At 59.2% G+C, this 25,771-nt stretch carries 20 protein-coding genes; 11 read left to right on the top strand and 9 right to left on the bottom strand.

The window, feature by feature from the left end:
* Positions 1 to 288 precede the first annotated feature (288 nt).
* Positions 289 to 1,122 (top strand): bifunctional allantoicase/(S)-ureidoglycine aminohydrolase, encoded by an 834-nt coding sequence (locus MN186_RS04815; RefSeq protein ID WP_242113030.1) that lies wholly within the window; start codon positions 289 to 291, stop codon positions 1,120 to 1,122.
* Here the strand turns inward: MN186_RS04815 and bhcR are convergent.
* Complete coding sequence (gene bhcR / locus MN186_RS04810) at positions 1,119 to 1,928, bottom strand: HTH-type transcriptional regulator BhcR (protein ID WP_242113022.1); 810 nt, start codon at positions 1,926 to 1,928, stop codon at positions 1,119 to 1,121. The two genes, MN186_RS04815 and bhcR, sit on opposite strands and share 4 nt — an antisense overlap.
* Before the next feature lie 199 nt (positions 1,929 to 2,127).
* On the opposite strand from bhcR, the gene bhcA reads away from it, so the two are divergent.
* The 7 genes from bhcA to MN186_RS04775 all read left to right on the top strand — a co-directional run bounded on the left by bhcA (position 2,128) and on the right by MN186_RS04775 (position 11,079).
* Positions 2,128 to 3,297: an L-aspartate--glyoxylate aminotransferase BhcA gene (bhcA, locus tag MN186_RS04805; protein ID WP_242113015.1), complete on the top strand. Its 1,170-nt coding sequence runs from the start codon at positions 2,128 to 2,130 to the stop codon at positions 3,295 to 3,297.
* 20 nt (positions 3,298 to 3,317) lie between these two features.
* Positions 3,318 to 4,271, top strand: coding sequence for a beta-hydroxyaspartate dehydratase BhcB (gene bhcB, locus MN186_RS04800; RefSeq protein WP_242113013.1), 954 nt, complete (start codon positions 3,318 to 3,320; stop codon positions 4,269 to 4,271).
* A gap of 15 nt (positions 4,272 to 4,286) precedes the next feature.
* A complete protein-coding gene (gene bhcC, locus MN186_RS04795) occupies positions 4,287 to 5,453 on the top strand; it encodes a 3-hydroxy-D-aspartate aldolase BhcC (protein WP_242113011.1) in 1,167 nt (388 codons plus the stop codon).
* A gap of 59 nt (positions 5,454 to 5,512) precedes the next feature.
* Positions 5,513 to 6,478, top strand: coding sequence for an iminosuccinate reductase BhcD (gene bhcD, locus MN186_RS04790; protein WP_242113003.1), 966 nt, complete (start codon positions 5,513 to 5,515; stop codon positions 6,476 to 6,478).
* Positions 6,479 to 6,640: 162 nt separating this feature from the next.
* Positions 6,641 to 8,917: an NADP-dependent malic enzyme gene (locus MN186_RS04785; RefSeq protein ID WP_242113001.1), complete on the top strand. Its 2,277-nt coding sequence runs from the start codon at positions 6,641 to 6,643 to the stop codon at positions 8,915 to 8,917.
* 80 nt (positions 8,918 to 8,997) lie between these two features.
* On the top strand, positions 8,998 to 10,494 hold the full coding sequence (locus tag MN186_RS04780) for a nucleobase:cation symporter-2 family protein (RefSeq protein WP_242112999.1): 1,497 nt from the start codon (positions 8,998 to 9,000) through the stop codon (positions 10,492 to 10,494).
* 78 nt (positions 10,495 to 10,572) lie between these two features.
* Positions 10,573 to 11,079: an AmiS/UreI family transporter gene (locus tag MN186_RS04775; protein ID WP_242112990.1), complete on the top strand. Its 507-nt coding sequence runs from the start codon at positions 10,573 to 10,575 to the stop codon at positions 11,077 to 11,079.
* 4 nt (positions 11,080 to 11,083) lie between these two features.
* Here MN186_RS04775 and MN186_RS04770 read toward each other — a convergent pair whose 3' ends face one another.
* From MN186_RS04770 to puuE, 7 genes are all read right to left on the bottom strand, one after another.
* Entirely contained in the window at positions 11,084 to 11,836 is a 753-nt protein-coding gene (locus tag MN186_RS04770) for a sulfite exporter TauE/SafE family protein (RefSeq protein ID WP_242112989.1), read from the bottom strand.
* A 123-nt stretch (positions 11,837 to 11,959) separates the two neighbouring features.
* Positions 11,960 to 13,702, bottom strand: a complete 1,743-nt coding sequence (gene lpdA / locus MN186_RS04765) for a dihydrolipoyl dehydrogenase (RefSeq protein ID WP_242112987.1) — start codon at positions 13,700 to 13,702, stop codon at positions 11,960 to 11,962.
* Positions 13,703 to 13,715: 13 nt separating this feature from the next.
* Complete coding sequence (locus tag MN186_RS04760) at positions 13,716 to 14,981, bottom strand: 2-oxo acid dehydrogenase subunit E2 (protein WP_242112985.1); 1,266 nt, start codon at positions 14,979 to 14,981, stop codon at positions 13,716 to 13,718.
* 23 nt (positions 14,982 to 15,004) lie between these two features.
* Positions 15,005 to 17,662 (bottom strand): pyruvate dehydrogenase (acetyl-transferring), homodimeric type, encoded by a 2,658-nt coding sequence (aceE, locus tag MN186_RS04755; RefSeq protein WP_242112983.1) that lies wholly within the window; start codon positions 17,660 to 17,662, stop codon positions 15,005 to 15,007.
* Between the two features lie 218 nt (positions 17,663 to 17,880).
* Complete coding sequence (locus MN186_RS04750; protein ID WP_242112974.1) at positions 17,881 to 19,317, bottom strand: uracil-xanthine permease family protein; 1,437 nt, start codon at positions 19,315 to 19,317, stop codon at positions 17,881 to 17,883.
* Positions 19,318 to 19,370: 53 nt separating this feature from the next.
* Complete coding sequence (locus tag MN186_RS04745; RefSeq protein ID WP_242112968.1) at positions 19,371 to 19,862, bottom strand: ureidoglycolate lyase; 492 nt, start codon at positions 19,860 to 19,862, stop codon at positions 19,371 to 19,373.
* Positions 19,859 to 21,274 (bottom strand): allantoinase PuuE, encoded by a 1,416-nt coding sequence (puuE, locus tag MN186_RS04740; RefSeq protein WP_242112958.1) that lies wholly within the window; start codon positions 21,272 to 21,274, stop codon positions 19,859 to 19,861. The genes MN186_RS04745 and puuE overlap by 4 nt, the downstream gene beginning before the upstream one ends.
* A gap of 142 nt (positions 21,275 to 21,416) precedes the next feature.
* Here puuE and uraH point away from each other — a divergent pair, with 142 nt between their 5' ends.
* Positions 21,417 to 21,770, top strand: coding sequence for a hydroxyisourate hydrolase (gene uraH, locus MN186_RS04735; protein WP_242112949.1), 354 nt, complete (start codon positions 21,417 to 21,419; stop codon positions 21,768 to 21,770).
* Here uraH and MN186_RS04730 read toward each other — a convergent pair.
* Entirely contained in the window at positions 21,767 to 22,672 is a 906-nt protein-coding gene (locus tag MN186_RS04730; protein ID WP_242112946.1) for a LysR family transcriptional regulator, read from the bottom strand. The two genes, uraH and MN186_RS04730, sit on opposite strands and share 4 nt — an antisense overlap.
* Positions 22,673 to 22,775: 103 nt before the next feature.
* Here MN186_RS04730 and MN186_RS04725 point away from each other — a divergent pair, with 103 nt between their 5' ends.
* Both MN186_RS04725 and MN186_RS04720 read left to right on the top strand, forming a co-directional pair.
* Entirely contained in the window at positions 22,776 to 24,035 is a 1,260-nt protein-coding gene (locus MN186_RS04725; RefSeq protein ID WP_242112941.1) for a urate hydroxylase PuuD, read from the top strand.
* 82 nt (positions 24,036 to 24,117) lie between these two features.
* Positions 24,118 to 25,734, top strand: coding sequence for a GMC family oxidoreductase (locus MN186_RS04720; RefSeq protein WP_242112936.1), 1,617 nt, complete (start codon positions 24,118 to 24,120; stop codon positions 25,732 to 25,734).
* Positions 25,735 to 25,771 lie beyond the last annotated feature (37 nt).

The raw sequence follows: 25,771 nt of genomic DNA, 5'->3' as shown, positions 1-25,771 counted from the left end.
GCGCCTTTCGTTGCTTGCGGTATCGTTTTGGCCATTGTGTTGCACGTGTGGGGTATTGTCGACCAAAGGCCTTTCAAATTTCATGGCCAGTGATCGGGTATTTCTTGTTGACCTCTGGCGTCATGCGTGGGGTGGCGCGTGCCTAGCGGCAATGGGGATTTTCAGAAGCCGCCCCGCATTTTCAAAGTTATTTTGATAATCCTTCAGGGACATTAGGCGCAGATTATTCGGTGTATTCGTTTCATCATGGGGCGGACAAACGACATAACCCTTTGCAAAGGCCCCGGTATGACAAAATCAAGCTATTACGCACCGCAGGGGGGATTGCCCCCTCAGACCCAGCTTTTGACAGATCGGGCGATGTTCACGGAAGCTTATGCGGTTATTCCGAAGGGGACCTATAGCGATATCGTGACCAGCCTTCTGCCGTTCTGGGACGACGCACGGTTCTGGGTGCTGTCGCGGCCCCTGTCAGGCTTTGCCGAGACGTTTTCGCAATACATTGCCGAGGTGCTGCCGGGCGGCGGCAGTGATCGGCCCGAAACCGAGGCGGGCGTCGAGGCTGTGTTGTTCGTCGTCGAAGGCGGCATGACCCTGACCATTGATGGCACGGCGCATGAGATGGACGAGGGCGGATTCGCGTTTTTGCCGCCGCAGTCCAAGTGGAGCCTGCGCAACAACGGGTCTGCGACGGTTCGTTTTCACTGGATTCGCAAGCAGTATCAGGCGGTTGATGGGCTGGATGCGCCCGAGGCGTTTGTGACGAATGAAAACGATGTTACGCCGACGCCGATGCCCGACACGGACGGGGCATGGGCAACCAGCCGCTTCGTTGATCCGAACGACCTGCGCCATGATATGCATGTGACCATTGTTACGTTCCAGCCGGGCGGCGTCATTCCCTTTGCAGAGACTCATGTGATGGAGCACGGGCTTTACGTCTTGGAAGGCAAGGCGGTTTACCGTCTGAACCAAGATTGGGTCGAGGTCGAGGCGGGCGACTATATGTGGCTGCGCGCGTTCTGCCCGCAGGCGTGTTATGCTGGCGGGCCGGGTCCGTTCCGTTACCTGCTTTACAAGGACGTGAACCGGCACATGACCTTGAACGCCGCGAAGATTTAGGACGACCCAAGGCCGCGTGACACACGCGCTGCCGCATCCGCGACCAGCGTCCCGATCCGGTCGACCGCGCTTTCGGGAATGCGTTGGGTCGGGCCGGAAATCGAAATGCCCGCGATGGCTTCGCCATAGATGTCTTTGATCGGGGCGGCAATGCAGCGCATTCCCTCGGCCTTTTCCTCGTCATCAAACGCCCACCCTTTTTCGCGGATGCCGATAAGTTCGTCCTTCAAGGCAAGGGGTTGGGTGATCGTCTTGTCGGTGAACCCGGTCAGTTCGGCGCTGCGAAAATACTGGCTTGTGCGGTGGTCGGAATAACAACTCAAAAGCGCCTTGCCGATGCCGGATGCGTGCATCGGTGACAAGGTGCCGGGGGGGAAGAAGGCGCGGATGGACTCGTTTGTTTCAACCTGGCTGATGAACATGACCTCGCCATTACGTTCGATGCCAAGGTTCGAGGTCTCTCCGGTCGCCTCCATCAATTCGCGCATGACGGGGCGGCTGCGTTCGACGATACTGCTGCGGCGCAGGAAGGCGGACCCCATGCGAAACGCCGCGGACCCGATATGCCAGGCCTGCGTTTGCTGATCAATCTCGACAATTTCGCGGGCGTGCAGGGTCGCCAGAACCCGGTGCATCGTGGCGGGTGACTGGTCCAGTCGCGTGGCCAGTTGCGACAGTGTCATGCCGTTGGCATGGGCCAACGCGTCCAGCACATCCAGTGCACGATCAACAGCCAGAATGGTTGGCTGCGTATCCTTGCCCTGAAACTTCTTGGGGCGCCCCATGCGCCGTTGTGTCGGTTCCATTTTCTTTTCCTGCCAGCGTAACAAAAAAGACCTTCAGTAAAAATTTGAAAGTAGTATTTCACGAGTGAAAAAGTCAAACAACTGAAACAAAATGATAATATCATCATTTAGCCCAAAATGAAACACTTTTTCAAAAATATATCCGCCGATGGGCCAGATCGTTAATGTGTGTAGAAACCGCCAATAGGAGGGCAGAATCATGAGCTTCCAGAACCCCGTTTTCATTCCCGGTCCGACCAACATGCCCGAAAGCCTGCGCAAGGCTGTCGACATGCCGACCTTGGACCACCGTTCGCCTTTGTTTGGACAAATCTTGCATCCGGCACTGGACGGCGTGAAGAAGGTTTTGAAAAGTGAAACGGCCAAGATTTTCATCTTCCCCTCGACCGGGACGGGTGGTTGGGAGACCGCGCTGACCAACACGCTTTCCGTTGGTGACAAGGTTCTGGCGGCCCGCAACGGCATGTTCAGCCACCGCTGGATTGATATGTGCCAGCGTCACGGTCTGGACGTGCAGATCGTGGAAACCCCTTGGGGGGCCGGTCTGCCTGCCGATAAATACGAAGAGATCCTGAAAGCCGACACCAACCACGAGATCAAGGTTGTGCTGGCCACGCATAACGAAACCGCAACCGGTGTTCGGTCGAACATTGCGGCCGTGCGCAAGGCGCTGGACGCCGCAGGCCACCCGGCGATGTTGTTCGTCGATGGCGTCAGCTCGATCGCGTCGATGGATTTCCGCATGGACGAATGGGGCGTTGATATCGCTGTCACCGGATCGCAGAAGGGCTTTATGCTGCCCGCCGGTCTTGCCATCGTCGGCTTCTCGCCGAAAGCCATGGCAGCGCTGGAAACCGCGACCCTGCCGCGCACTTTCTTTGACGTGCGTGACATGGGCAATGGCTATGCGAACAATGCCTATCCTTATACGCCTGCTGTCGGTTTGCTGAACGGCTTGAATGAATCTGTTAAGATGCTGCTGGATGAAGGTTTGGAAAATGTCTTTACCCGCCATCACCGTATTGCCGAGGGTGTGCGTCAGGCCGTGAACGCTTGGGGGCTTGAGTTGTGCGCCGTGTCGAAAGACGTGCAATCGGATACGGTCAGCGCGATCCGCACGCCCGAAGGCTTCAACGCCACCGATATCGTCACCCATGCCGCCGACAAATACGGCGTCGCCTTCGGTGTCGGACTGGGCGAGGTCGCGGGCAAAGTGTTCCGTATCGGTCATCTGGGCAGCCTGACCGATGTCATGACGCTGTCGGGCATTGCGACCGCTGAAATGGTGATGGTCGATCTGGGGCTGGATATCAAACTGGGGTCCGGTGTTGCCGCGGCGCAGGAATATTATCGTAACAACGCTGTTTAATCGGGAAGGGTGCTGAGATCATGTATATTCCGACCTATGAAGACATGCTTGAGGCGCATGAGCGGATCAAACCGCATATCCGCCGCACCCCGATCCGCACCTCGGATTACCTGAACGAGTTGACCGGCGCTGAGCTGTTTTTCAAATGCGAGAACTTTCAAGAGCCGGGCGCGTTCAAGGTGCGCGGTGCTTCGAACGCGGTGTTCGGGTTGGATGAGGAGCAGGCCAAGAAGGGTGTCGCGACGCATTCCAGCGGCAACCATGCGTCGTGCCTGAGCTATGCGGCCATGTTGCGCGGTATTCCGTGCAACGTGGTCATGCCGCACACAGCACCGCAGGCCAAGAAGGACACCGTGCGTCGCTATGGGGGCAAGATCACTGAATGCGAGCCGTCGACCACATCGCGCGAAGAGACATTCGCCAAGGTGCAGGCCGAAACCGGTGGCGATTTCGTGCATCCCTATAATGACCCGCGGGTGATTGCGGGGCAGGGGACGTGTTCGAAAGAACTGATCGAACAGGTGGATGGGCTGGACTATGTGGTGGCCCCCATCGGTGGCGGCGGCATGATTTCGGGCACTTGCCTGACCGTGTCAAACCTTGCGCCGGAAACCAAGATCATCGCGGCAGAGCCCGAGCAGGCGGACGATGCTTGCCGCAGCTTCAAGGCGGGGCATATCATTGCCGACGACGCGCCCAAGACCATCGCTGATGGTCTTTTGGTGCCGCTTAAGGATCTGACGTGGCATTTCGTGTCGAACCACGTGTCCGACATCTATACTGCGTCCGACCCCGAGATCATCGAGGCAATGAAAATCACCTGGAAGCACCTGCGTATCGTGATGGAGCCATCCTCCGCCGTGCCTCTGGCCGCAATCCTGAAAAACCCCGACACGTTCAAAGGCAAGCGCGTCGGCATCATCATCACTGGCGGCAATGTCGATCTGGACAAACTGCCGTGGCTGAACACCTGATTGGGAGACTGAACAATGAATGCACCGACTGATTTTTCGAAGCTTGAGGTGGGGTTCGACGTGCCCGCCGTGCCCGGCATGGACGAAGCGGACATCCAGACGCCGTGTCTGATCCTGGATCTTGATGCGCTTGAGCGTAACGTCAAGAAAATGGGTGACTATGCCAAAGCGCACGGGATGCGCCACCGCGCGCACGGCAAAATGCACAAATCCGTGGACGTTCTGAAGCTGCAGATGGAACTGGGCGGCGCGGTTGGCGTCTGCTGTCAGAAAGTGTCGGAAGCCGAGGTGTTCGCCCGCGCCGGGATCAAGGAAATTCTGGTCTCGAACCAGGTCCGCGACCCGGCCAAGATCGACCGTCTGGCGCAAATGCCCAAGGTCAGCGGCGGCGAAGTGATCGTTTGTGTCGATGACGTCGCGAACGTCGCCGACCTGTCGGAAGCCGCGAAAAAGCACGGCACCGACCTTGGCGTGTTCATCGAAATCGACTGCGGCGCGGGCCGTTGCGGTGTGACCACGACTGATGCGGTTGTCGAGATCGGCAAAGCCGTGCGCGACGCCGACAACCTGACCTTCCGCGGCATTCAGGCCTATCAGGGCGCGATGCAGCACATGGACAGCTTCGAGGACCGCGAGGCCAAGCTTCAAGCGGCAATTGATCAGGTCACGGATGCGATCGAAGGTCTGAAAGGCGAAGGGATCGAATGTGATCTGGTCTCGGGTGGCGGCACAGGGTCGTATTATTTCGAAGCCAATTCAGGCGTGTATAACGAGCTTCAGTGCGGGTCATACGCCTTCATGGATGCCGATTACGGGCGTATTCTGGACAAGGACGGCAACCGCATCGACGCGGGCGAGTGGGAAAACGCGTTTTTCATTCTGACCTCGGTGATGAGCCACGCCAAGAAAGACAAGGCCATCGTCGATGCGGGCCTGAAGGCGCAGTCGGTCGATAGCGGCCTGCCGTTTATCTATGGCCGTGACGATGTGGAATACATCAAATGCTCGGACGAACACGGCGTCGTGGCCGATCCGAAAGGTGTGTTGAAGGTGAACGACAAGCTGAAGCTGGTGCCGGGCCACTGCGACCCGACCGCGAACGTGCATGATTGGTATGTGGGCGTGCGGGGCGGCAAGGTTGAAACCGTTTGGCCGGTGTCGGCGCGCGGCAAGGCTTACTAAGCCGACTTTAAGAAACTGGTGGGGCGTCGGTCCCATCAATTTTCAAAGGATAGAACCATATGTTTATCGTCCCCGAGAAAGAAATCGCCGCCCTTGTGACGCGCAAAGACAACTTTGACGCGGTTGAACAGGTGTTCGCGTCCATGGCCAAGCGCTCGGCCTATAACTTCCCGGTGATCCGCGAAGCGATTGGTCATGCCGATGCGCTTTACGGGTTCAAATCCGGGTTTGATCGCGCGGCGCTGAACCTTGGTCTGAAATCGGGCGGTTACTGGCCCGGCAATGCCGACAAGGGCCTGACCAACCACCAATCGACCGTGTTTCTGTTTGATGCCGACACCGGCAAATGCCGCGCGGTCGTTGGGGGTAATCTGTTGACCGCCCTGCGCACGGCTGCCGCCGCCGCCGTTTCGGTCGCGCATCTGGCGCGCAAGGACAGCAAGGTTCTGGGCATGATCGGCGCAGGACACCAAGCCCCGTTCCAGCTGCAAGCCGTGGCGGAACAGCGTGATTTCGAGAAAGTTGTCGCGTGGAACCGGACGCCCGAGAAACTCGCCTCGCTTGAGAAAGTCGCGGGCGAGCTGGGTCTGCCGTTTGAGAGCGTCAGCCTTGATGAACTGGGCGCGCAGGCGGATGTGATCGTGACGATCGTGTCCAGCCAAGCGGCGATCCTGAAGGATGCGCAAGTCAAACCCGGCACGCATATCGCCTGCATGGGCACCGACACAAAAGGCAAGCAAGAGGTCGAGGCCGCCTTGGTCGCGCGCGCAACCGTGTTCACCGACGAAATCGCGCAGTCGATCAGCATTGGCGAAGGCCAGCACGCGATTGCCGATGGATCGCTGAAACAGGCAGACATCGCCGAGATTGGAGCCGTGATCAACGGCGACCATCCGGGTCGCAGTTCGGACGCTGAAGTGACGCTGTTCGACGGCACTGGTGTTGGTCTGCAAGACCTCGCGGTTGCATCCAAGGTTGTCGATCTGGCCATCGAAAAGGGTATCGCGATCGAGGTTGATTTCTAAGTATTTTTCAAGGTCGCCGGGCAGTCGGCGACGTTTATTGGATCTCTGGGCAACATGATCCAAGCGTTTGTGGTTAGTATCGGCATGATAACACGTGGCGCAAACCCACAACATGCTGAACGCGGTGCCCTGACGGCCCGCACCTTGGAGGAGGAACAGACTATGGCACTGGACAACAAAAGCGGCGACAAGCGTCAAGAAGCTCTGGACTATCACGAGTTTCCGAAGCCCGGAAAACTGGAAATCCGGGCGACCAAGCCAATGGCCACCGGGCGCGATCTGTCAAACGCTTACAGCCCCGGCGTGGCCGAGGCTTGTCTTGAGATCGAAAAGAACCCCGCTGATGCGGCGCGCTATACCTCGAAGGGCAATCTGGTTGCCGTAATCTCGAACGGGACGGCGGTTCTGGGGTTGGGCGATATCGGCGCGCAGGCCTCCAAGCCCGTGATGGAAGGCAAGGCGGTTCTGTTCAAGAAATTCGCCGGGATCGACTGTTTTGACATCGAGGTGGACGAGACCGACCCCGAAAAGCTGGCCGAGATCGTCGCCAAGCTGGAACCCACATTCGGCGCGGTGAACCTTGAGGATATCAAAGCCCCCGACTGCTTTCTGGTCGAGGAACTGTGCAAGCAGAAAATGAACATTCCGGTGTTTCACGACGACCAGCACGGCACGGCGATCGTGGCGTCTGCTGCGGCTTATAACGCGTTGATCGTTGCGGAAAAGAAGGCCGAAGATATCAAGGTTGTCGCGTTGGGCGCTGGTGCTGCCGGCATTGCGTGTCTGAAAATGCTGATGGTGATGGGCGTCAAGAAAGAGCATATCACCATGCTGGACAGCAAGGGCGTTGTCCACACGGGCCGCACCGATCTGAACCCGCAGAAACAGGAATTTGCGCGCGATACCGATATGCGCAACACCGATGATGCGATGGTCGGTGCGGACCTGTTCCTTGGTGTCTCTGGGCCGGGTCTTCTGACCAAGGACATGGTCAAGAAGATGGCGGATGACCCGATCATTTTCGCGCTGGCGAACCCGACGCCAGAGATCATGCCCGAGGACGCACGCGAGGTTGCGCCCGGCGCGCTGATCGCAACGGGGCGATCCGATTATGCCAACCAGGTCAATAACGTCCTGTGTTTTCCGTTCATCTTCCGTGGTGCGCTGGACAGCGGCGCGACCGAGATCAATGACGAGATGAAGCTGGCCTGCGTCGAAGCGATTGCGGGGCTGGCGCGTGAAACCACCTCGGCCGAAGTGGGCGAGGCGTATCGCGGCGAGCGTTTGACCTTTGGGCCAGAGTATCTGATCCCCAAGCCCTTCGATCCGCGGCTGCTGCCGACAATTGCGACCGCGGTGGCGCGGGCGGCTGTCGAATCCGGCGTTGCGACGCGCAAAATTGACCTTGAGGAATATGCAATCAGCCTTCAGGGCGAGGTGTTCCGGTCCTATACGATCATGCGCCGCGTGTTTGACGCCGCACGGGCCTCCAAGCGCCGGATTGTTTTTTCCGAAGGTGAAGACGAACGTGTGCTGCGCGCCGCCCAGTCGATGGTCGAAGATGGCGTGGACACGCCGATCCTGATCGGTCGGCCAGAGGTCGTCGAGGCACGGTTGGAGCGGGAGGGCTTGAAGATCAAGCCCGGCAAAGATTTCGAACTGGTGAACCCGGAAAGTGACCAGCGCTATCGCGATTATTGGGAGACCTATCACGCGGTTCTGGCGCGCAAGGGTGTCACACCCGACTTGGCCAAGGCGGTCATGCGCACCAACACGACGGCCATTGCGGCCGTGATGGTGCGGCGCGGCGAGGCTGACAGCATGGTGTGCGGCACGTTCGGTGAATTTCGCTGGCACCTGAACTATGCCACGAACCTGCTGGCCGAAGACGAACTGCACCCGGTTGGTGCGCTGTCCTTGGTTATCATGGATCAAGGCCCGCTGTTCATCGCGGATACTCATGTGAACATTACACCTGATGCGCAGCAACTTTCGGAAATCGTCGTTGCCGCCGCGCGCCACGTGCGCCGGTTCGGTGTCGAGCCGCGGATCGCGATGTGCTCGGGTTCGCAATTTGGCAATCTGGACAGCGCGTCAGGTCGTGTGATGCGCGGGGCGCTGGATATCCTGGACGCGCAAGGTCTGGATTTCGAGTACGAGGGCGAGATGCACACCGATGCCGCCCTTGACCCCGATCTGCGCGAGCGACTGTTCCCTGGTGGGCGGCTGACGGGCAAGGCGAACGTGTTGGTATATGCAAACACCGATGCCGCAGGCGCCACACGCAACATTCTGAAATCCGTCGCCGGCGGGCTGGAGGTTGGTCCCGTCCTGATGGGGATGGGCAACCGGGTACACATCGTCACGCCCTCGATCACTGTGCGTGGGTTGTTGAATACCGCCGCGTTGGCGGGCTCGGCGGTGTCAAGCTACGGCTGAAAACAAACCGGGGTGCCGAATGGGCGTAGGGTCGGCGCGGCTCCCCGGACTTGAAACAAATTTGGAGGAGGAAGACCCAAATGACAACAATAACCACCGACGTGGACCCGGTTGACGAAAAACTGCCGCCCGCAAAATTATTTACCCTTGGATTACAACACGTTCTGGTAATGTATGCCGGTGCTATCGCGGTGCCGCTGATCGTCGGGCGCGTGCTGAAATTGAACCCTGAACAGGTGGCGTTCCTGATTTCGGCTGACCTGTTTGTTTGCGGTGTCGTGACGATCATTCAGTCGATGGGTGCGTCCAAATGGTTTGGCATCAAGATGCCGGTCATGATGGGTGTGACCTTTGCTTCGGTCGGGCCGATGGTGTCGATCGCGGTGGCAAATCCCGGCGTGGATGGCGCGCGTATGATCTTTGGCGCCATTATCGGCGCAGGCATTATCGCGATGCTGATCGCGCCACTTGTCAGCCGAATGTTGCGGTTCTTTCCGCCCGTCGTCACGGGCACGATCATTCTGGTGATCGGTGTCACCTTGATGCGCGTCGGGATCAATTGGATCTTCGGCCTGCCGGTTGGCCCCACAGCGCCCGCGATCGTTGATCCGACCCATACGGCGTGGCTTGAGGAAGTGCGTGGTATGCTGGCAAGCGGTGCCATCCCGGCAGTGCCAGACGGTTTGACCGTGGCGCCGACGGTGGACAACCCGCAATATGCAACGCCGCAGAACATGATGATTTCCGGCCTTGTGCTGCTGACGATCATCGTTGTGATGAAATACGCAACGGGCTTTCTTGCCAATATCTCGGTCCTGTTGGGGATTATCGTGGGCGCGGTCTTTGCGGCCTCGATCGGGATGATGCATTTCGACACGGTCGGTCATGCCAAGTGGTTTGCCCTGATCACGCCATTCCGCTTTGGCCTGCCGATTTTCGACCCGATCATGATCCTGACCATGACGCTTGTCATGATCGTGGTGATGATTGAATCGACTGGCATGTTCCTGGCCTTGGGCGAGATGTGCAACCGGAAGATCGAGCGTCCGTCGCTGTCGGCCGGTCTGCGCACCGATGGTCTGGGCACGCTGATCGGTGGGATGTTCAACACCTTCCCCTATACCTCGTTCAGTCAAAACGTTGGCCTTGTCGGTGTGACGGGTATCCGAAGCCGGTATGTCTGTGTGGCTGGTGGTGCGATCATGATCGTGCTGGGTCTGGTGCCCAAGATGGGCGCCTTGGTTGAGGCCCTGCCGGTCGCCGTTCTGGGCGGTGCCGGTCTGGTGATGTTCGGAATGGTGGCCGCGACGGGTGTTCGTATTCTGGGTGGCGTTGACTTCAAGACCAACCGTAACAACGGTCTGATCGTCGCTATTTCGCTTGGTATGGGCATGATCCCCTTGATCGCGCCGAAGTTTACCATGTGGCTTCCGCACTCGATCGAGCCGCTGATCCACTCGGGTATCCTGCTGGCAGCGATTGCGTCGGTCGTGCTGAACATCGTGCTGAACGGCACCAAGGAGATCACGGAAGATGAGATGGTCGAGGCTGCGAAACAGTCCGATGGCGGTCACTGATCTGCGGATCTGACAGCTTTTGAAAACCGGGGAAGGGGCGTTTGTCCCTTCCCTTTCTCGTTTAAGAAGGGCGCGTGCATGTTGCTGGGGATCACGTTGTTATATGTCGGCGCTGTACTGGTTTTGAACAGCATCTGGCTGGCCGGTCGGATTGAAGATCGCGAGATCATCGTGATCAACGTGGCGGTTGCCGCGATTTCGACCTCGGTCGCTTTAGGGCTGACTGTGGGGGCTGTGGACCAAGAAGGGGTGCGCAACGCGGCGATGACACTGTTGTTTGCGATCACCTATGGGTGGGTGGCCTATAACCGCGCGACGGGTTGCGACGGGCGGGGGCTGGGCTGGTTCAGCCTGTTCGTCGCGATCACGGTTCTGCCGATGGCGTTCGTTGCCGTGTCACCGTCCCTTTGGGGGGTGTGGATGGCGGCAAGCTGGGCGGCGTGGTCGACGCTGTGGTTCATTTACTTCTTGGAGCTGGGGCTGGGCTGGCACATTCGCAAGCTGACGGTCGCGGCAACGTTCGCCACTGGCGTTCTGACCGGCTGGCTGCCGGGGCTTTTGTATCTGCACGGGGTGATGCCGTGACAGGTCAGCCTGCAAGGAAGCGATAGAAAAACACCGCGCTCATCGAGAAGCCGATGATGGCGATGATCAGGCGCAGCATTGGCACCGGGATGGCGCGGGCGACAGGGGCGCCGGTGTATCCGCCAATGGTGGATGCGACCATCATCACCAGCGCCTGCGGCCATGCCACCAGCCCCGCCAGCGCAAAAATCGCGACCGAGATGGCGGAGAGCGCGAAGGACAACCCGTTTTTCAGCCCGTTCATCTGGTGGATGTTGGACATGCCCCACAGCGAAAACAGCGCCAGCAGAACGATGCCAAGCCCACCGTTGAAATAACCGCCATAAATGCTGATTAAGAACAGCCCGACCGCGCCATAGGGGGTGACGGAGCGGCTGTGCTTGGCGCTCCATTCCCGCAAGCGGTTGCCAAACAGGAAGACCAGAGTGGCGGCGAGCAGCAGAAATGGCACCACGGCAGAGAATGCCTTGTCGGACGAGATCAACAGTAGCCCCGCGCCCACCACTCCGCCAGCCAGCGTGACCACGGTCAATTTGACCATCAGCTTGCGATCAAAGCTGCGCAATTCCGGCAGGAATCCCAACGCGCCGCCCAGATAACCGGGGAATACCGCCACGGCGCTGGTGGCGTTTGCCGCGACCACTGGCACACCGGTAAAGACCAGTGCGGGCAGGGTCAGGAAAGTGCCGCCCCCTGCAATCGTGTTCAAAACGCCCGCTGCATAGGCGGCGATGGCCAGGATGATGAAGTCTTGCATGAAAGGTGCTCGTGTTTCGGTCCCTTGGTTCCTAGGGCGCAGCGCGCGGCCCTGCAACATAGAAAAAGGCGCGCCACGACGGGCGCGCCTTGGGTGCTTGGTTGGCCCGATCTGGGCCGTGGGTCACGTCTTGCGTTTCTTCGGCGGCATCAGGTCGGTGATGGTGCCTTCGAACATCTCGGCGGCGAAGTTCACTGTTTCTGACAGGGTCGGGTGCGGGTGGATGGTGTGACCCAGATCGACCGCATCGGCGCCCATTTCGATCGCCAGTGCAACCTCGGCGATCAGATCGCCTGCGTTGGGGCCGACGATGCCGGCGCCGATCACGCGATCATCCTCTTCATCGAAGAGCAGTTTGGTGATGCCCTCAGACCGCGCAAGGCTTAGCGCCCGGCCAGAGGCTGCCCAAGGGAAGCTGCCCTTGCCGACCTTGATACCCTGCGCTTTGGCTTCGGTTTCCGTCAGGCCAACCCATGCGACCTCGGGGTCGGTATAGGCGACGGACGGGATAACGCGGGCGTCAAAGAAGCGCTTTTGACCGGCGGCAACTTCGGCTGCCACTTTGCCTTCATGCACTGCTTTGTGCGCCAGCATCGGCTGGCCGACGACATCGCCGATGGCGAAGATGTGCGAAACGCCGGTGCGCTGCTGGTTGTCGACGTGGATGAAGCCACGGTCGTCCACGGCAACGCCTGCTTTTTCGGCGTCGACCATATGGCCGTTGGGTTTGCGCCCGACCGCGACCAACACCTTGTCGAACGTGTCGGTTTTCTCGCCGTCCGGGCCTTCCATCGTGACCTTCAAGCCCTTCTTCTGCGCCTCGACCGCAGTGACTTTCGTCTTGGTCAAGATCGCTTCATAGCGACCCTCGATCCGCTTGTGCAGCGGCTTCACGATGTCCTTGTCGGCACCGGGAATGATCTGGTCCATAAACTCGACAATCGTGACTTTTGACCCGAGTGCGTCATAGACCGTGGCCATTTCCAGCCCGATGATCCCACCGCCCAGAACCAGAAGGCGCTTGGGAATATCCTCAAGCTCCAACGCGCCCGTGCTGTCGATCACGCGCTGGTCGTCATGGGGGATGAAGGGCAGGGTGACGGGTTCGGAGCCTGCGGCGATGACACATTGATCAAAGCTGACTTTGGTCAGGCCGTCATCGGTCTGCACCTCGATCATGTTCGGGCCAGAGAAGCGGCCATAACCGGTCACGACCTGCACCTTGCGGGCTTTCGCCAGCCCGGACAGACCGCCGGTCAGTCCGTTCACAACGGAAGATTTCCAGTCGCGCAGGTCGTCCAGCTTGATCTTGGGTTTCGAGAAGGCGATACCATGATCGCCCATTTCCTCGGCTTCGGTGATCACCTTGGCGGCGTGCAGAAGCGCTTTCGATGGGATACAGCCCACGTTCAGGCAGACACCACCAAGCGAGCTGTCTTTTTCGATCAGCACGACCTTTTTACCAAGATCTGCGGCGCGGAAAGCGGCGGTGTAGCCACCGGGGCCAGAGCCTAGCACAACCACTTCGCCATGCACGTCACCGGGGCCGGTCGCCGTGCCCGTTGCCGCAATCGCGGCAGGTGCGGGGGCAGGCGCAGCTTCTGCCGGAGCAGCCTTGGCTGGCGCATCGCCCGCATCCGCGCTGTCCAGCACCATGATGACCGATCCTTCGGACACGGTATCGCCTTCGGAGACCTTGATTTCCTTCACCACGCCAGCGGCGGGCGAGGGGACTTCCATCGTGGCCTTGTCGCTTTCCAGCTCTAACAGCGGGTCTTCGGCTTCGACCGTGTCGCCCACGGCCACCAGAATGCCGATAACCGGCACATCCGAGAAGTCGCCAATATCAGGAACTTTCACATCCATCAGATCGTCCCCCTTACAGCATCAGCCGGCGCACATCGCCGAGCAGGTGTTTCAATGTCGCCGAGAAGCGCGCGGCCAGTGCACCGTCAATGGCGCGGTGGTCATAGGACAGGCTGAGCGGCTGCATGTTGCGCGGTACGAACTCGCCCTTCTCTTTGTCCCAGACCGGGGCCATTTTCGACCGGGTCAGACCCAGAATGGCGACCTCGGGTGCATTGACGATGGGGGTGAACGACGTGCCACCAATCCCGCCCAAAGACGAGATGGTGAAGGTCGCACCAGACATGTCGTCGCCCTTCAGCTTGCCGTCGCGCGCCTTGGCGGACAACTCGCCCAGTTCTTTGGAAACCTCGATGATCCCCTTGCGGTCGGCGTCCTTGATCACCGGCACCATCAGCCCGTTTGGCGTGTCGGCAGCAAAGCCGATGTTATAGAAATCCTTGCGGATCAGCTTGTCGCCGTCAGGGTGGATCGAGGAGTTCACCTCCCAATGCTGTTTCAGCGCCGAGACGCTGGCCTTGATCACAAAAGACAGAAGCGTAACGCGATAGCCGTCAGCCTTGGCCGCTGTATCCAGTTCCTTACGATAGGCGTCCAGATCGGTGATGTCGGCTTCTTCGTTATGGGTGACATGCGGGATGTTCAGCCACGAGCGATGCAGTGCGGGGCCGGACAGTTTCTTGATGCGCGGCATCTCGACATCTTCGGTCGGGCCGAATTTCGAGAAGTCGACGGCGGGGATCGGCGGAATGCCCATGCCGCCACTGGCAGCTGCACCGCCACCCGCAGGCGCTGATTGGGTTTTCAGGAACGCGGTCACGTCCTCGCGCAGGATGCGACCCTTGCGGCCTGATCCGTTGATCTGCGCCAGATCAATGTCCAACTGGCGGGCAAAGGCACGGACCGAGGGGCTGGCATGGGCCTTGCCAAAGCCCGCATCCGTCACCGCCGCAGGGGCAGGGGTCGGGGCGGCGGCAGGTGCCGGTGCAGCGGCGGGCGCGGGGGCCGCGTCGGCTGCAGGCGCCGGGCTGTCTGCGCCCGCGCCATCACCTTCCAGCAGCAGGATCAGCGCGCCTTCAGATACATTATCGCCTTCGGACACTTTAATCTCGGCCACTTTACCGGCGGCGGGCGATGGCACTTCCAGTGTCGCCTTGTCGCTTTCCAGTTCGATAATTGGGTCTTCTTCGGCAATCACGTCGCCCACGCTGACCAGAACGGTCACAACGGGCACGTCGGAAAAATCACCGATGTCGGGAACTTTTACTTCGATCGTCATTGTATAATCTCCTGTCTGTCCGTTCACACCAAGCGCGGGTTGGGCTTGTTGCCGTCGATGTCATATTTGGAAAGCGCGTCTTGCAGCTGTTTCTTCGTAACGTTGCCGTCACGATAAAGGTCCACCATGGCGGCTGCGGCGATGTGGTTCGCGTCTACTTCAAAGAAGCGGCGCAGGTTTACGCGGCTGTCCGAGCGACCAAAGCCGTCTGTGCCCAGCACCGTATAACGCCCCGGCACGCAGGACCGGATTTGCTCGGCATAGTTTTTCATGTAATCCGTCGCCGCGATGATCGGACCCTTGGCCTTGGACAGCTGTTGGGTCACGAAGGGTTCGCGCGGCTCGGACAATGGGTTCAGCCGGTTCCAGCGGGCCGCATCCTGACAATCACGCGCCAGTTCGTTGAAGGACGTGGCCGACCAGATTTCCGCCGTGACGCCGAAATCTTCTTTCAGCATCTCGGCGGCCTTCATGGCCTGCACCAAGATCGTGCCCGACCCCATCAGGGTGACGTGTTTCTTGCCGGGCTTCTTGACCTCTTCAAGACGATACAGACCTTTGATGATCTCGTCCTCGACGCCCATTGGCATGTCGGGGTGCGAGTAGTTTTCGTTCATCAGGGTCAGATAGAAATACACGTCTTCCTGATCGATATACATCCGTTGCAGACCGTTATGCACGATCACCGCGACCTCGTATTGGAAAGTCGGATCATAGGTGATGCAGTTCGGGATGGTGCTGGCCAGAATGTGGCTGTGACCATCTTCGTGCTGCAACCCTTCGCCGTTCAGCGTGGTGCGCCCGGCGGTGCCGCCCAGCATGAAGCCACGCGCGCGGCTGTCGCCCGCCGCCCATGCCAGATCGCCGATCCGTTGGAACCCGAACATCGAATAATAGATGTAGAAGGGAACCATCGGGACGCCGTGGTTGGAGTAAGACGTCGCCGCCGCGATCCAGTCAGCCATGGCACCGGCTTCGTTGATGCCTTCCTGAAGCACCTGGCCGTTGATGGATTCCTTATAATACATCATCTGGTCGGCGTCCTCGGGGGTATAGTTCTGGCCCTCGGGGTTATAGATCCCGACGGATCGGAACAGACCCTCCATCCCGAAGGTGCGGCTTTCATCTGGCACGATCGGCACGACGTTCTTGCCGATATTCTTGTCGCGCAGAAGCGTGGTCAAGATGCGAACAAACGCCATGGTGGTCGAGATTTCACGCTCGCCCGTGCCTTTAAACTGGGCCGCGAACTTGTCCAGACCGGGGATTTCCAGCTTGGGCGTTTCGCGCCAGTCGCGCTTGGGAAAGTCGCCGCCGAGCTTCTTGCGCTGGTCCAGAAGATAGGATTTCTGCGCATTGTTCAGCTTGACGAAGGGGGCGTTCGGCAGATCCTCGTCGCTGACGGGAATGTCGAAACGGTCGCGGAAGGCGCGCAGTTGATCCTCGGCCAGTTTCTTTTGCTGGTGCGAGGTGTTCATCCCTTCGCCGCCGGTGCCCATGCCATAGCCTTTGACGGTTTTCACCAACAGGCAGGTCGGCTGACCTTTGTTGTCCGTGGCGCGTTTGAAGGCGGTATAGACCTTTTGCGGATCATGCCCGCCCCGACGCAATGCCCAGATCTGGTCATCAGTCCAATCTTCGACCAACGCTGCCGTTTCGGGGTATTTGCCGAAGAAATGCTTACGGATATAGGCGCCGTCTTTCGATTTGAATGTCTGATAGTCTCCATCGACGGTTTCATCCATCAACTGACGCAGACGCCCTGTGGTGTCTTTTTCAAGCAGCTCGTCCCAGCCTTTGCCCCAGAGTAATTTGATGACGTTCCAGCCCGAGCCGCGAAAGCCGCCCTCCAGCTCCTGCACGATTTTCGAGTTGCCGCGCACGGGGCCATCCAACCGTTGCAGGTTGCAGTTGACGACGAAGATCAGGTTGTCCAACCCTTCGCGGGCAGCAAGGTCGATGGCGCCCCGGCTTTCGGGTTCGTCCATTTCGCCGTCGCCAAGGAACACCCACACCTTGCGGTCGGCCATGTCGATATGACCGCGGTTGTGCATGTATTTCATGAACCTGGCCTGATAGATCGCCATCAATGGGCCAAGACCCATGGATACGGTCGGGAATTGCCAATAGTCGGGCATCAGCCAGGGGTGCGGATAGGACGACAAACCGCCGCCTGCGACCTCGGACCGGAAGTTTTCAAGCTGCTCTTCGGAAATGCGGCCTTCCATGAAAGATCGCGCATAAATGCCGGGGATCACGTGGCCTTGGAAAAACACAAGGTCGCCGCCGTGGATCGCGGATTTCGAGCGCCAGAAGTGGTTTAGCCCGATGTCATACATGACCGCCGAAGATGCAAACGACGCAATGTGTCCGCCATATTCCGACGATACCTTGTTGCGGCGCACGACGGTCGCCATGGCGTTCCAGCGGTTGATCGTGCGGATGCGCCATTCCATGTCCATGTCGCCGGGGATCTCGACTTCTTCATCCGAGGGGATCGTGTTTTGATACGGCGTTGTCGCGGAAAACGGCAGGTTTGCCCCGGCGGCGCGGGCCTGTTGCACTGACTTGTCCAGCAGGAAATGGGCACGGTCCGGGCCGTCGCGGGCGATGACGTCTTCTATCGCTTCCTGCCATTCGCGCGATTCAATGGGATCAATGTCATTGGGCAAATCAACCATGGAGAGGTCTCCGTTTTATTGTGTCTATGGGCAATAGTGATCTATTGCGTGGGGCTTGCCCACACAGTTTGTGATTTTTTCTGGGCGTCCGGGGCGCGGATCTGCCGTTCCGTGGGGTGCGTCACTGGCCTGTCGAAGCGGTAGATTATGTGTGGTTCTGGTCAGGAAACTACTGTCGGATGGTCCCGGCGCCCCGGATCAGGGCGCCGGGAATTGGGTCAAACGTGGTCGTCGTGCGAGATTGAGCCGAGCCCGTGGCCAGCCATGCCACCCGAGACTTCTTCAGTCGCCTCGTCCGCCAGTTCTTCCGGCAGGATCAGGTTCAGGACGATGGCGATCAGCGCTGCTGGCAACAGGCCCGAGGTCAACAGGATGCGCGCGGTGTCGGGCATGTGCTGAAGCGCACCGGGTTCCAGTTGCAGGCCCAGACCGACCGACAGGGCAATCGCGAAGATCACCATGTTGCGGCGATTCCAGTCCACATCCGACAGCATCGAGATACCGGCGGCCACAACCATGCCGAACATCACGATCACGCCGCCGCCCAGCACCTCGATCGGGACGGTGCGGATGACGCCGCCGACCTTGGGGATCAGCCCGCAGACGATCAGGAAGATCGCGCCACAGGTCACGACGTGGCGGCTCATTACACCGGTCATGGCGATCAGGCCCACGTTTTGGCTGAACGAAGTGTTGGGGAAGGCGCCGAAACAGCCGGCCAGCGCAGTGCCAACACCGTCAGCATAGGTTGCGCCCTGGATTTCTTCTTCGGTCGCCTCGCGACCTGCACCGCCTTTGGTGATCCCCGATACGTCACCCACCGTTTCGATGGCCGAGATGAAGGCCATCAGGCAGAAACCGATGATTGCAGCGGCCGACAATTCCCAGCCATATTTGAACGGCTGGGGCAGGGCGAATGCGGCCGAGTTTTCCCACGAACCTGCGATAGCCTCGAACGACAACATGCCGACCATGAGCGCATAAACATAGCCCACAATCAGGCCCAGCAGCACCGCCGATATGGACAACATCCCCTTGGTGAAGAATTTAAGACCAAGCGTGACCAGAATCACGATCAGGGCTGCTGACCAGTTCAGCAGGCTGCCATATTCCTCGGTGCCGACGGCGGGAACGCCACCAGCAGCATATTGGATGCCCGTCTTGACCAATGCCAGACCGATCATGGTGACGACAAGCCCGGTGACAAGCGGGGGCAGGGCAAAGCGAAGTTTGCCGACGAATGTCCCGATGAAGGCGTGGAAGATGCCGCCGATGATGACGCCGGTGAACAAGGCTGCCAGCGCATCAACGCCTTTGCCCGCCACAAGCGGGATCATGATGGGCAGGAACGCAAAAGACGTGCCCTGCACGATGGGCAGCGCCGCCCCGACGGGGCCAAGCGTAATCGTTTGCAGCAGTGTCGCGATGCCAGCAAACAGCATCGACATCTGGATCAGATACAGAAGCTCGGGGAAATCGGGCGAGTTTGACCCGAACCCGAAGCCTGCCGCCCCCGCGACGATAATTGCTGGCGTAACGTTTGACACGAACATTGCCAAGACGTGCTGGATGCCCAGCGGAATCGCCTTGTACAAAGGCGGGGTATAATTTGGGTCACGAAGTTGCTCCGCTGTCCCGATGGAATTGTCAGCCATGTGGTTTCCTCCCTATTGACTGGTTTTGATGGCTTGCTTCTGTGGCAAGTGCATCAGTCAATCGCCTCGACGACATAAGGATCGTCAAACCAATGTTCTTGCAGGTTGGGTCCATCGCCGATGCGGTCAACGACGATGAACTGTCCTGGTTTTTCGATGGGGGCGAGAACGCCGTGCCAGACGCCTCGGTGCAGGTTAATGGTCTGGCCCGGCTTGGTCATGAAAGCTTTCAGGTTGACGGGCGCGCCGTCCTGATCTTCGGCCACGACGACCAGCATGGGAACGCCGGACACGGGGATGAACGCCTGACTGCCGTCTGGATGACGTTCGACCATGTCGACTTCGTATGGGAAGGTGCGCGCCTTGGCGTTAAACAGGCTGATCCCGGCGCGCCCGTCTGCAAAGTCCAGCGTCGCCAGGTCGTGATGACGCCCGCACATGCCTTGGTTGATGATCTTGTCGGGGGCGCCCGATACCTCGATCACGTCGCCAAAAGGGGCGAAGTCTGCAGCGGTCAGGGGCTGTGCAGTAAGCGTGCGGCTCACGGCAACAGATCCTTCAGACGAAATTGCGCGATGCGTTCAACCTGTCGGCAGGCCTCGGCAAATTCGATGTCGCGGTCATTGTCGATCCGTGTGTGGAAATTGGCAAGAATCGACGCCTTGTCGTGATCGCGCACCGCGATGATGAAGGGAAAGCCGTGCTTTTCCACATAGGTGGTGTTCAGTTTGGTGAACGTCTCGCGTTCTTCGTCGGTTAGGTAATCCAGACCCGCACCAGCTTGTTCAGACGTGCTTTCTTCCGTCAATTCACCCGCCGCCGCCAGCTTGCCCGCCAGATCGGGGTGGGCGGTCAGAACGCCAAGGCGCTCGTCCTCTGATGCGGTGCGGAAGGCGCGGGAAAGGGCGTTATGCACACCTGCCGCGCTGTCATGGGCCGGGCCAAGTTCCAGATCAAAGGCGCGTTCGGCGATCCACGGGGAATGCTCGAAAATCGAGCCATACAGCGACACAAAACGTTCCTTGTCCATCTGACTGGGACGTTCGAACCGCTTGGGTGGATGGGTTTTCGCCCAGTGATCAGCGATGTCGATACGGCGCGGAGTCCAGACACTATCATGCGCCTGAATGTGGTCGATAAACCGTTTCAGCCCGGCGATCTTGCCGGGGCGGCCCACAAGACGGCAGTGCAAGCCAACACTCATCATAGCCGGGCGACCCGCCTGACCTTCGGCATAAAGCGTGTCGAATGCGTCGATCAGGTAATCGCCGAAATCTTGTCCCGTAACCCAACCGGGCGAGGTCGAAAACCGCATATCGTTGGCTTCCAGCGTATAGGGGATGATCAACTGATCACGGTCGCCGACTTCCATCCAATAGGGCAGGTCATCGTCGTAAGTATCTGATACATAGGAAAACCCGCCTTCCTCGGCGGCAAGGCGCACGGTGTTTTCCGAACAACGGCCCGTATACCAGCCGCGCGGGCGTTCGCCCACGACCTCGGTGTGCAGGCGGATGGCTTCGTCGATCGAGGCACGCTCGGCATCTTCCGGCATATCCTTGTGTTCGATCCATTTCAGACCGTGGCTGGCAATTTCCCAGCCCGCGTCTTTCATCGCCTGAAGCTGTTCAGGGCTGCGCGACAGCGCGCGGGCGACGCCATAGATGGTCAGGGGGATATCTGCGCCGGTAAACAGCCGATGCAGACGCCAGAACCCGGCGCGCGCACCGTATTCATATATGCTTTCCATGTTCCAGTGACGCTTGCCGGGCCACGGGGCGGCACCGGGAATGTCGGACAGAAATGCCTCGGACGCGTCATCACCGTGAAGCACGCAGTTTTCTGCGCCTTCTTCGTAATTCAACACAAATTGCACCGCCACATTTGCATCGCCCGGCCATTGGGGATGGGGTGGGTTCGGGCCGTAGCCGCGCATGTCACGGGTGTAGCGTTTCAATTTGGGTCTCCTTTTTTCTTTCCTATACCTCGAAACAATCTTTGTAACTTTCACATTTTTTTTGAAAGAGCTTTTTGACACTTCCCTATGTATTGAAATTTGCACACGCGCCATGAATACATAGCGCATAAGGAGAAGCCACATGACCGGATATCTGACCACCCACGTTCTGGACACTGCTCGGGGCTGCCCGGCGGAAGGTCTTGAGATCGACCTGTATCGGATCGAAGGTGAGACGCGTACGCATTTGCGCAGCCTAAAGACCAATGATGACGGGCGCACGGATGAACAAATCCTGCCCGCTGCCGAGTTCGAGACGGGCACATATGAACTGGTGTTCCATGCTGGCGCCTATCTGGATGCCACCGGCACCGCGCCCGAAGAACCCCGGTTCCTGGATGTCGTGCCATTGCGGTTTGGCATGTCGGAAGCCGCCCATTACCACGTGCCGCTTCTGCTGTCGCCGTTCGGGTATTCGACCTATCGCGGCAGTTAAGTCGGCATCGACGCCAGAATGTGGTCCACCATGAAGTCGATGAACAGGCGGGCCTTGGGGTCTTGCCTGCGGCGGTGCATGTATAGACAGGCCAGTTGAATGGGCAGGGGCGGTTCGTCCTCTAGCACCGGGACAAGTCGCCCCTTGGCAAGGTGATCCGAAATCTCGAACACCGTTTTCAGAACGATGCCCTGTCCGTCCAGCGCCCAATTGGTCAGGATCTCGCCGTGGTCGGCCTCGAACGGGCCTGTCACGGTCACGCGCTTGACCCCGTCGGGGGTTTGCAGCGGCCACTGAAATTCCGGCGCACCCGGATAGCGCAGGTTCAGGCAATCGTGCATATTGGTGCGCAGTTCGTCGCTGGACTGAGGCATTCCGTGGCTTTTGATATAGTCCGGCGACGCACACAGCACCCGCGGGCAATCGGTGATCTTGCGGATGCGCAGGTTGCTGTCCTGCGGCACGCCCAGAAAAAACGCGACATCCAGACCTTCGGCGGCCATATCAAGCTTGCGATCCGAAGTCCGCATACGGATATTGATCAGCGGAAAGGCTTCCTTGAATTTTGGCACGGCGGGCGCGATGAAACGCTGGCCGATCCCGAGGGGCGCGGCGACGTACAGGGTGCCGCGCGGGGATTGGGTGATGTCGCTGATGTCAGCCTCGGCGGCGGCGACGGCCTCAAGGATTGTGGTTGCGCCTTTATAGAACGTGTTGCCCTGTTCGGTCGGGTTCAACATCCGCGTGGTGCGTTGAAACAGGCGGATGCCCAAGTGGGTTTCCAGTTGCGATATCCGTGACGATGCGACGGCTGCCGAAATCCTCAGATCACGCGCGGCGGCTGACATGCTTCCCAGTTCATAGACCCGAACGAAGGTGCGCACATTGTCCAAGTAAGCCATTTTTCGATTGTTCTTCTTTTTTTGAAACAGCTAGATACTTTTTCCTAATATACGATAATCAGCCCGTGAGCTACCTTTTTACAAAAGCTCGGAGGAAAACCCTATGCAAGATCTTGCTATCATGTGGGACTGGCTGGCCTTTGCGGTCCGTTGGTTGCACGTCATCACCGCCATGGCCTGGATTGGCTCGTCCTTTTACTTTGTCGCTTTGGACCTTGGTCTGCGCAAAGCGCCGGATTTGCCCGTCGGCGCGCATGGTGAGGAATGGCAGGTTCATGGGGGTGGATTTTACCACATTCGCAAGTTCCTTGTGGCGCCCGAAAATATGCCCGAGCATCTGATCTGGTTCAAATGGGAAAGCTATACGACGTGGCTGTCGGGCGCTGCCCTTTTGATGATCGTTTATTGGGTGGGCGGCGAGCTTTATCTGATCGACGCGCAGAAAGCCGACCTTGCGCTGTGGCAAGGCATCGCGATTTCCGCTGTGTCGCTGTCGATCGGTTGGATCGTCTATGACCGGCTGTGCAAGTCGCCGCTGGCCGAGAACCCAACCGTTCTGATGGTGCTGTTGTTCATTCTGCTGGTGGCAATGGGCTGGGGTTATAACGAGATCTTCACGGGCCGCGCGACCATGTTGCACCTTGGCGCCTTCACCGCAACGATCATGACGGCCAACGTGTTTTTCATCATCATGCCGAACCAGCGCATCGTGGTGAAAGACCTGCAGGAAGGCCGCACACCGGACGCGAAATATGGCAAGATCGCCAAGCTGCGCTCGACCCATAACAACTATCTGACGCTGCCGGTGATCTTCCTGATGCTGTCCAACCACTACCCGCTGGCGTTTGCCTCGGAATATAACTGGATCATCGCAGCCCTTGTGTTCCTGATGGGTGTGTCGATCCGGCACTACTTCAACTCGAACCACGCGGGGACCAGCGACCCGAAATGGACGTGGCTGGTGACGACGGTTCTGTTCATCCTGATCATGTGGCTGTCCACCGCGCCCTTGGAATATGACACGCTGGAAGAGGCCGAAGCCCGCCCGCTGAGTACAACCGAGCAAATCTTCGCAAACGCCGAAGGGTTTGAAGAGGTCCAGGACATTGTCCTGGGCCGTTGCTCGATGTGCCATGCGCGCGAGGTGTTTTATGACGGTATCCGCCGCGCGCCCAAGGGCATTCATCTGGAAACCGCAGGCGATATCGCCCGTGCCGCGCGTCAGGTCTATTTGCAAGCCGGTGTCTCGGTCGCGATGCCGCCAGCCAACGTGTCCTACATGGAAGGCGAAGAGCGCAAGAAGATCATCGCCTGGTATCGCAACGCGGCCAAGGATCTGCCGTTCTATATCGCGTCGAACTAGGCGTATTGGTCCAGAAACAGAGTTGTGGTTGACCCAATTGCCGCCTACCAACAAGGGTACGGTGGCTATTGGAGTGTCTTAGATGACCCAAATTGAAACGCTGGACGGCACCTATGATTATATCATCGTGGGGGCGGGCACGGCGGGCTGTGTGCTGGCCAACCGTCTGACGGAAAACCCGAAAAACCGGGTGCTGTTGTTGGAAGCCGGCGGCAAGGACAATTACCACTGGGTCAAGATACCCGTGGGGTATCTGTATTGTATCGGCAACCCGCGCACCGACTGGATGATGAAAACCGCGCATGAGCCGGGGCTGAACGGCCGATCGCTGGTCTATCCGCGCGGCAAGGTGCTTGGTGGCTGCACATCCGTCAACGGCATGATCTACATGCGCGGGCAGGCCGCGGATTACGACAATTGGCGCCAGCTTGGTAACACTGGTTGGGGCTGGGACGATGTGCTGCCCTATTTCCTGAAATCCGAAGATCACCACGCCGGGCAGACTGACCTGCACGGGGCGGGCGGTGAATGGAAGGTCACGCGCCAGCGCCTGAAATGGGACATCCTGAAGGCCGTTCAGGACGGCGCGGCCGAGATGGGCATTCACCCGCGCGAGGATTTCAACGACGGCAACAACGAAGGGTCGGGCTTTTTCGAGGTGAACCAGAAAAACGGCGTGCGGTGGAGCACCGCGACCGGCTTTCTGCGCCCTGCGATGGGGCGGCCCAACTTGCGGGTGCTGACGCAAGCCCAGACCGAGGAACTGATCGTCGAGGGCAAATCGGTCAAAGGCGTGCGCTTTGCGTGGAAGGGCAAGATGTTCGAGGCGCGCTGCACCGGCGAGGTGCTGTTGTCGGCAGGCGCCATCAATTCGCCCAAGCTCCTTGAGCTGTCGGGCATCGGCCAGCCAGACAGGATTACGGGGTTGGGTGTCACACCAGTTCACGAAAGCCCCGGCGTGGGCGAAAACCTTCAGGACCATTTGCAAATCCGCACTGTCTACAAGGTGCAGAATGCCAAGACGTTGAACACGATGGCCAATTCGCTGTGGGGCAAGGCCCGGATCGGGCTGGAATACACGCTGCGCCAAAGCGGGCCATTGTCGATGGCGCCCAGCCAGTTCGGGATTTTCACCAAGTCCGACCCTTCGCTTGAGACGCCCGATCTGGAGTATCACGTGCAACCCCTGTCCACCGACCGTCTGGGCGATCCGTTGCATCCCTTCCCCGCGATCACGGTGTCGGTTTGCAACCTGCGCCCTGAAAGCATCGGCTCTTGCCATGCGCAGTCCACCGATCAGGGAGTGCAACCCGATATCCGGCTGAATTACCTGTCGGCTGAGCGTGACAAGCGGGTGGCCGTTGCCTCGATCCGGCAGGCGCGCACGATCATGCAAACGGGCGCGCTGCGCCCCTATCAACCCGAAGAAATCCTGCCCGGCCCGGCCCATGACAGTGACGCGGCCCTGTTGGAGCAGGCGGGCAACATTGCCACGACAATCTTCCACCCGGTCGGCACCTGCAAGATGGGCCATGACCCTGCCGCCGTGGTCGGCCCCGATCTGCGGGTGCATGGGCTGGACGGGTTGCGCGTCGTGGATGCGTCGGTGATGCCGAAGATCGTGTCGGGAAATACGGCGTCGCCGGTCGTGATGATCGCCGAGAAAGCAGCAGACATGATCCGGCAGGCGCGGGTTTGAAGGGCGCGGAAATGCCGCGCCTTCCTGACGTCGACTG

Source organism: Aliiroseovarius sediminis, assembly GCF_022678485.1.
Classification (GTDB): Bacteria; Pseudomonadota; Alphaproteobacteria; order Rhodobacterales; family Rhodobacteraceae; genus Aliiroseovarius; species Aliiroseovarius sediminis.
Note: the sequence above shows the minus strand (reverse complement) of the source record. Positions and strands in the feature narration are given on the sequence as shown.

Bases quoted from the DNA above. Each gene is read 5' to 3' on its own strand.
- MN186_RS04780 (WP_242112999.1), top strand. From the start codon at position 8,998: ATGACAACAATAACCACCGACGTGGACCCGGTTGACGAAAAACTGCCG.
- aceE (WP_242112983.1), bottom strand. From the start codon at position 17,662: ATGGTTGATTTGCCCAATGACATTGATCCCATTGAATCGCGCGAATGG.
- MN186_RS04720 (WP_242112936.1), top strand. From the start codon at position 24,118: ATGACCCAAATTGAAACGCTGGACGGCACCTATGATTATATCATCGTG.
- lpdA (WP_242112987.1), bottom strand. From the start codon at position 13,702: ATGGATGTGAAAGTTCCTGATATTGGCGACTTCTCGGATGTGCCGGTT.
- MN186_RS04775 (WP_242112990.1), top strand. From the start codon at position 10,573: ATGTTGCTGGGGATCACGTTGTTATATGTCGGCGCTGTACTGGTTTTG.
- MN186_RS04770 (WP_242112989.1), bottom strand. From the start codon at position 11,836: ATGCAAGACTTCATCATCCTGGCCATCGCCGCCTATGCAGCGGGCGTT.
- bhcR (WP_242113022.1), bottom strand. From the start codon at position 1,928: ATGGAACCGACACAACGGCGCATGGGGCGCCCCAAGAAGTTTCAGGGC.
- MN186_RS04750 (WP_242112974.1), bottom strand. From the start codon at position 19,317: ATGGCTGACAATTCCATCGGGACAGCGGAGCAACTTCGTGACCCAAAT.
- MN186_RS04785 (WP_242113001.1), top strand. From the start codon at position 6,641: ATGGCACTGGACAACAAAAGCGGCGACAAGCGTCAAGAAGCTCTGGAC.
- bhcB (WP_242113013.1), top strand. From the start codon at position 3,318: ATGTATATTCCGACCTATGAAGACATGCTTGAGGCGCATGAGCGGATC.
- uraH (WP_242112949.1), top strand. From the start codon at position 21,417: ATGACCGGATATCTGACCACCCACGTTCTGGACACTGCTCGGGGCTGC.
- bhcD (WP_242113003.1), top strand. From the start codon at position 5,513: ATGTTTATCGTCCCCGAGAAAGAAATCGCCGCCCTTGTGACGCGCAAA.
- bhcC (WP_242113011.1), top strand. From the start codon at position 4,287: ATGAATGCACCGACTGATTTTTCGAAGCTTGAGGTGGGGTTCGACGTG.
- MN186_RS04725 (WP_242112941.1), top strand. From the start codon at position 22,776: ATGCAAGATCTTGCTATCATGTGGGACTGGCTGGCCTTTGCGGTCCGT.
- MN186_RS04730 (WP_242112946.1), bottom strand. From the start codon at position 22,672: ATGGCTTACTTGGACAATGTGCGCACCTTCGTTCGGGTCTATGAACTG.
- MN186_RS04815 (WP_242113030.1), top strand. From the start codon at position 289: ATGACAAAATCAAGCTATTACGCACCGCAGGGGGGATTGCCCCCTCAG.
- MN186_RS04760 (WP_242112985.1), bottom strand. From the start codon at position 14,981: ATGACGATCGAAGTAAAAGTTCCCGACATCGGTGATTTTTCCGACGTG.
- bhcA (WP_242113015.1), top strand. From the start codon at position 2,128: ATGAGCTTCCAGAACCCCGTTTTCATTCCCGGTCCGACCAACATGCCC.